General features: G+C 40.0%; 4 protein-coding genes and 1 pseudogene. 3 read left to right on the top strand and 2 right to left on the bottom strand.

The genetic code is table 11. The features are described 5' to 3' along the window. Positions 1-255 (bottom strand): helix-turn-helix domain-containing protein (locus ACFPQ3_RS05825; protein ID WP_380433744.1); only part of this gene is annotated, 255 nt, incomplete at its 3' end. A gap of 287 nt (positions 256-542) precedes the next feature. On the opposite strand from ACFPQ3_RS05825, the gene nrdH reads away from it, so the two are divergent. From nrdH to nrdF, 3 genes are all read left to right on the top strand, one after another. Further along, positions 543-767, top strand: a complete 225-nt coding sequence (nrdH, locus tag ACFPQ3_RS05820) for a glutaredoxin-like protein NrdH (RefSeq protein ID WP_156807255.1) — start codon at positions 543-545, stop codon at positions 765-767. A gap of 26 nt (positions 768-793) precedes the next feature. Continuing rightward, entirely contained in the window at positions 794-2,953 is a 2,160-nt protein-coding gene (gene nrdE / locus ACFPQ3_RS05815; protein WP_156807254.1) for a class 1b ribonucleoside-diphosphate reductase subunit alpha, read from the top strand. A gap of 495 nt (positions 2,954-3,448) precedes the next feature. Then, positions 3,449-4,405 (top strand): class 1b ribonucleoside-diphosphate reductase subunit beta, encoded by a 957-nt coding sequence (gene nrdF / locus ACFPQ3_RS05810; RefSeq protein ID WP_156807253.1) that lies wholly within the window; start codon positions 3,449-3,451, stop codon positions 4,403-4,405. A gap of 53 nt (positions 4,406-4,458) precedes the next feature. Here the strand turns inward: nrdF and tnpC are convergent. Next, positions 4,459-5,323 (bottom strand): annotated as a pseudogene (gene tnpC / locus ACFPQ3_RS05805) (IS66 family transposase); the annotation flags it as partial.

Genomic DNA, 5,323 nt, shown 5'->3' with positions numbered 1-5,323 from the left:
TCGATTGGTCTCATAGACACGTTGACCACTGTCTGGAAAGTAGACATTTGAGTATAAGAGTTTTCCATTCTTATCTTGAACTTGAGTGACGCTGCCACGCTTGATTTCACGACTGATCGTCGAGCGATGAGGACCTAGAAGGCGAGCAATCTCAGCGGTTTTCTTCCCCATCTTGAGATAAGCACTAATTTCACCTCGCTCAGGGGCTGAGAAATGAGAACAACGCGACTTTTTGGTAGAATGATTAGTGGACATGTTCATCTGCTTTCTATACTGAGTTGGGGGAATTCTAGTATATCAGACGAACATGTCTTTTCTGTTGCACTTCATTTTACAACGCGGTTTTAAAAAAATTTCATAATTCACAAGATACCATCCATTTATCTTTTTCGCTTTCTACATTATAAAGAACGAATAAACCACTATATATAGGGGCGATAGAATTAACCTTGTACCATATTTTGTGTTTTTTAAGTTTTTTAAGTTGCAATTTCTGAAAATTTTGGTATCCTAATAAGGTATCATTTTTAGGAGAAATTGAAATGGCAAAAATTACTGTTTATTCAAAAAATAATTGCATGCAATGCAATATGACTAAAAAATTCTTGACAAATGCTGGTGCAGATTTTGAAGAAATCAACATTGATGAACAGCCAGAAAAAATCGACTACGTTAAAGGGCTTGGTTTCACAGCTGCTCCAGTAATCGAAGCTGGTGACATCGTCTTTTCAGGGTTCCAACCCTCAAAATTAAAAGAAATCGTTTAATCACAATTAGAAGGAACTAAAGCAAGATGAGTCTTAAAGAACTTGGCGATGTATCCTACTTCCGCCTTAATAATGAAATCAACCGCCCTGTAAATGGGCAAATCATGTTGCACAAAGATAGAGAGGCCCTCAGTGCTTTCTTTACTGAAAATGTTATCCCAAACACGCTAACATTTGAAAGCATGATGGCTAAAATCAATTACTTGATTGAGCATGACTATATTGAGACTGCCTTTATCAGCAAGTACTCTCCTGATTTTATTGAGCAACTGGCAGCTGATTTAAAAGCTGAAAACTTCCAATTTAAGTCTTTCATGGCAGCGTATAAGTTCTATCAGCAATACGCTTTAAAAACCAACGATGGGGACTTCTACTTGGAAAGTATTGAAGACCGTGTCATGTTCAACGCCCTCTATTTTGCAGATGGTAATGAAGAATTGGCACATGACTTGGCGATGGAAATGATTCATCAGCGTTACCAACCAGCAACACCATCATTCTTGAATGCTGGACGTAGCCGTCGTGGTGAACTCGTTTCTTGTTTCTTGATTCAAGTTACTGACGATATGAACTCAATCGGACGTTCCATCAACTCTGCTCTGCAATTATCCCGTATCGGTGGAGGGGTTGGTATCAGTCTCAATAACCTTCGTGAAGCTGGTGCACCTATTAAAGGTTACGCTGGTGCTGCTTCCGGGGTTGTCCCTGTTATGAAACTCTTTGAAGACAGTTTCTCTTACTCTAACCAACTAGGACAACGTCAAGGGGCTGGTGTGGTTTACCTTAATGTCTTCCACCCAGATATTATCGCTTTCTTATCAACAAAAAAAGAAAATGCCGATGAAAAAGTCCGTGTTAAAACCCTCTCACTCGGTGTGACTGTTCCAGATAAATTCTATGAATTGGCTCGCAACAATGAAGACATGTACCTGTTCAGCCCTTATACCGTTGAAAAAGAATATGGTATTCCATTCAACTACATTGACATCACTGAGATGTACGATGAGCTCGTTGCTAATCCAAGAATTACCAAAACAAAGATTAAAGCTCGTGATCTTGAGACTGAGATTTCAAAACTTCAACAAGAATCAGGTTACCCTTACATTATCAATATTGACACGGCTAACCGCTCAAATCCTGTTGATGGTAAAATCATTATGTCTAACCTATGCTCTGAAATCCTTCAAGTTCAGACAGCTAGTGAACTTAACGATGCTCAAGAATTCTTGAAGATGGGAATGGATATTTCATGTAACCTTGGTTCAACAAACATCATCAACATGATGACTTCTCCAGACTTTGGAAAATCAATCAAAGCCATGACGCGCGCGCTAACATTTGTCACAGACAGTTCAAGCATAGATGCTGTGCCAACAGTAAAATATGGTAACAGCCAGGCTCATACCTTCGGTCTTGGTGCCATGGGACTTCACTCATACCTTGCGACACACCATATCGAATATGGCTCACCTGAATCTATTGAGTTTACAGATATCTACTTTATGCTGATGAATTATTGGACACTTGTAGAATCTAATAATATTGCCCGCGAACGTGGCGTGACATTTGCTAATTTTAAGAAATCTGCTTATGCTGATGGCTCTTACTTTGACAAGTATGTCACAGGTCAACTTGTTCCGAAATCAGATTTAGTCAAAGAGCTTTTCAAAGATCATTTTATTCCTCAAGCAGAGGACTGGGAAGCCCTTCGCCAAGCGGTTATGGCAGATGGTCTTTACCACCAAAACCGTCTAGCAGTTGCTCCGAACGGTTCTATTAGCTATATCAATGATTGCTCTGCTTCTATCCACCCAATCACACAACGTATTGAAGAACGCCAAGAGAAGAAAATCGGTAAAATTTACTACCCAGCTTATGGTTTGTCAACGGATACTATTCCATACTACCAATCAGCTTATGATATGGATATGCGTAAAATGATTGATGTCTATGCTGCGGCTACCGAGCATGTTGACCAAGGTCTCTCAATGACTCTCTTCATGCGAAGTGAACTCCCTGTCGGACTTTACGAATGGAAGACTGAAAGCAAGCAAACCACACGTGACCTCTCTATTCTCCGTAACTACGCCTTCAATAAAGGTGTTAAATCCATCTACTATGTTCGTACATATACAGATGATGGCGAAGAAGTTGGTGCTAACCAATGTGAAAGCTGTGTGATTTAATCACCTTATATCTCTGAACACATAAAAGGGGCAAAGACCATCACGTCTCTGCCTCTTCCTTTGTCTCATCATCTTATACTAATCCATTTAAAAATCACTTTTTGGGTTTCTTTCTAAAAGCAAGGCTTGTGTGTAACGCCAAAAGCGATAGCCTAGCCAAATGGCAATAGCTAGGCTAACAATAGCCACTAAGATAATGGCCCAGTTCCCTTCTCCCTTTAGAATAGCCGAAAATAGTTGAACAGTTAGCCAACTAAATATAAGGGTACTGATTAGCCATACGGTGTAAATTCCCCCTCTTAGCTCTCCCAGAAAAACTATTCCCCTTAGGTTGCTCTAGCAACTAACGATCACTTATGAAAATGAAGACTCCTAAGATGAACTCCATTATAATCTCTAGTAACACTAATCGTTTACCTCAACTTCTCTCTTTTCCTTATCATAACAAATTATGATATGATATAATAAACAAATAAAATTAAAAAGGAATCACTCATGAACTACTATAGCGCCATTAACTGGAACGAAATTGAAGACGTTATCGACAAATCGACTTGGGAAAAATTAACTGAGCAATTCTGGCTCGATACTCGTATCCCACTGTCAAACGACCTTGACGACTGGCGTAAACTTAGCGCAGATGAAAAAGATTTGGTTGGTAAAGTCTTTGGAGGCCTAACCCTCCTAGACACAATGCAGTCCGAGTCAGGTATTGATGCGATCCGTGCAGATGTCCGAACGCCTCATGAAGAAGCTGTTCTGAACAATATCCAATTCATGGAATCTGTTCACGCTAAATCTTACTCTTCGATTTTTTCAACCTTAAACACGAAAAAAGAAATCGAAGATATCTTTGAATGGACAAACAATAACGAATTTCTGCAAAAAAAAGCTGAAATCATCAACGAAATTTATAAAAACGGTGATGCCCTTCAGAAAAAAGTAGCTTCTACCTATCTTGAAACCTTCCTTTTCTACTCAGGTTTCTTTACGCCACTCTACTACCTCGGTAATAACAAATTGGCTAACGTTGCTGAAATTATTAAACTGATTATTCGTGACGAATCTGTACACGGTACCTATATCGGTTATAAATTCCAACTCGGTTTTAATGAATTGTCAGAAGAAAAACAAGCTGAATTCCGTGAATGGATGTATGACCTCCTCTACGAACTTTATGAAAATGAGGAGAATTATACCAAATCACTTTATGATACCGTCGGCTGGACTGAAGAAGTGATGATTTTCTTGCGCTACAATGCCAATAAAGCCCTTATGAATCTTGGTCAAGATCCTCTTTTCCCAGATACTGCCGATGATGTCAACCCAATTGTCATGAATGGTATTTCCACAGGAACGTCTAACCACGACTTCTTCTCTCAAGTAGGTAATGGTTATCTTCTTGGTACGGTTGAAGCCATGAAAGATGATGATTATAACTACGGATTGTAATAAATACAAGGTAAGCGCCCAATAACAGAGTATATTGAAAACGTTCCAAAATCTTAACTGACTTTGGAACGTTTTTGCTTGCAGTGGTGTTGAATGGTTTTATTCCATGGTAAATAACCCTCTAGAACCTCTTCTTTTGCGAGGGTCTTCTCATTTGGAAGATGTTCTAGAAGATGGGTGATGTATTTTTCAGTATTCAAGTCCGTAGCGCTTGGCCGTCTCCAGTAAACTCATGATGATAGCTGTTGACTTGGCGTCCTCAAAACTTTGAGAGAATAACCAATTTTTCCGACCCATCACTAAGGACTTGATAGCTCTTTCTGCCAGATTATTGGAAAGAACAAGTCTGCCATCTTTCAGAATAGCCCTGAACGTCTCCTCGTGATTGAGACTGTAATCCAAAGCTTTCCCTAGCGAGGAACCCGGCAAGACCGTTTGTTCTCGACACCAGTCGAAAAACTCAGTCATCAAGGGAGCTAATTCTGTTTGGCGCTTGTGCAGCCTCTCCTCAACAGAGAGGTCAATCCAATCATCCTCTAAGGCGAACATACGGTCACAATACTTGAGACCCTTAGCACCTACAGAGCTTTTATCAGACTTTTTCGGAGTAGCTTCAAAGAACTTCCTTCTGATATGTGCCCAACAACCTACTGGTTCTGCCTTCTCTAATTGCCTATAAGCCGACCACATATCACAATGGACATCCCCCTCGTACTCATCCAGAAAATTCTTGACGACCTGCCCACTTCGACTCTTGTCGTGATAATAAAGGGTAATTCCCTTTTTGGCATGCTTGCCTGATAAAAACGTTCAATAGTAGGTCTTCTGACTGTCGCTTTCTAATACCTGATAAGAGGTTTCATCCGCATGAAGAATAGGCTGTTCCAGCAACTTCTCGTGTAGAAGGTCATAAAGAGG

The sequence above is a fragment of the Streptococcus caledonicus genome (assembly GCF_042656225.1).
GTDB classification, from domain to species: domain Bacteria; phylum Bacillota; class Bacilli; order Lactobacillales; family Streptococcaceae; genus Streptococcus; species Streptococcus caledonicus.
This window is presented reverse-complemented; position numbering and strand designations above follow the sequence as displayed.

Coding starts and splice junctions, on each gene's coding strand:
- nrdH (WP_156807255.1), top strand. CDS start 543: ATGGCAAAAATTACTGTTTATTCAAAAAATAATTGCATGCAATGCAAT.
- nrdE (WP_156807254.1), top strand. CDS start 794: ATGAGTCTTAAAGAACTTGGCGATGTATCCTACTTCCGCCTTAATAAT.
- nrdF (WP_156807253.1), top strand. CDS start 3,449: ATGAACTACTATAGCGCCATTAACTGGAACGAAATTGAAGACGTTATC.